Consider the following 1,448-nt stretch of genomic DNA (forward strand, 5'->3'; position numbering starts at 1 on the left):
TCGCAGGATCATACTCCCCATCCTCATCCTTCGAATACCGGTACCTCAGCTCAGTATCCACAGACTGCAACAACTTTGCAGTCCACTTCGCCATAAAATAGTCAACTTTTTCTTGATCTTGGAAGAACACATCATAATCCTTCAGAACAAAAAAGAACCCCTGACTCAAATCCAACCAATGCAAATCCTCAAGATACTCATGGATCCAATCATCCGGCAACCGAGGAATCTCATACGGAAACTCAATAGCCTCAAAAACTATCATGGCATCTTCCTCAGAGCCTGAAGACTTTAAAAACTTTTCACAGGAAAGCTCAATAATCTTCCACCCAGCCTGCCGCAACAACTCCAACTGCCGCTCTAAAACACCATCCTCCCGCACATAAACAACCGGGAAGAATGTTTCTCCGTAGCCATCATCATAAAACCCCATAGGTTCGTAATAATTCATAATATTTTCATTCCCTAATAAAAATAAAATTATCGCAATAATTAGGAATACAAGTCAGCAGGGCTGCCCACAAGCGACACCAATCAATCATAGACAACCCTGCCTTTTCTTATATATAGGTTATTGATTCTAATCCGCTACTCTGGCAAGTGCGGATACTCATCTGCGAAAGGCCCCAGTGCCTCCGCACTCTCAAGCTCAGGATGCTCAGGATCAAACCTATCCACAACCACCACATGCCCCCGGAAAAACTCCCGCACCAGCGGAAGATTCTTCTCAGAACATTCAAAACCGTAGGTAAATTTAAGGTTCGCTTCTCCTTCCTCCAAAAGCTCCCAACGGTACCTGGTTTGCAACCGGTGGAGATGCTGGCAAAGATAACTTGCTATTCGAGAATTCTTGAAAAGAATATCATCAAAATTAGATATATACACAAAAAAACCATGTGATATATCCAGCCATTGATCAATATCCTCAATATAATCTAATGTCCATTGCGAACCATAATCCGGAATATTCCAGGGACATTTAATAGCACGAAGTATTTCAGATGTCATGGTATCAAAATCGATAATAACATTTCCTCTAATTTCAATAATTTCCCACCCAGAAGAAACTAATGAATCTATCCTATTATGGAGAATAGGCTCTCCTTTTAGATAAATATTTGGTGTTATAGGATACCTTTCATCCATTTTAAAATCAATAGTCATATTTATATTCCTTTCAGAAGAACAAAAGTCCTGTAATGATCAGGAGTATAATAAATATCTCCATTACTCCCAACGACTAAACGTTCTGTGTCTCGTCTTCCTCTAATCCTTGGTTCATTGCGGATAATGTATCCAGAATCACGAACATCAAGCTTATAATATTGAATACTGAGGTTTGTTCGGATGTACTTTACCCATTACTGCCGCCGGTATAGGAAGTGCTCTCAGGGTACTCATCAGGATCATTAATCCAATCCGTACCATCCTCATACAACGGGTCAGGA

The 1,448-nt window shown here is 40.5% G+C and carries 2 protein-coding genes; both read right to left on the bottom strand.

Going from position 1 to position 1,448, the window contains the following annotated elements; translation table 11 throughout:
* The coding region (locus HMPREF2609_RS05760) for a hypothetical protein (protein WP_246825590.1) at nucleotides 1–451 on the bottom strand (451 nt) is incomplete at its 3' end.
* A gap of 137 nt (nucleotides 452–588) precedes the next feature.
* Nucleotides 589–1,164 carry a hypothetical protein gene (locus HMPREF2609_RS05765; protein ID WP_070535596.1) on the bottom strand — a complete coding sequence of 192 codons (576 nt, stop codon included), beginning with the start codon at nucleotides 1,162–1,164 and terminating at the stop codon, nucleotides 589–591.
* Nucleotides 1,165–1,448 lie beyond the last annotated feature (284 nt).

Source organism: Rothia sp. HMSC058E10 (assembly GCF_001809415.1).
Classification (GTDB): domain Bacteria; phylum Actinomycetota; class Actinomycetes; order Actinomycetales; family Micrococcaceae; genus Rothia; species Rothia dentocariosa.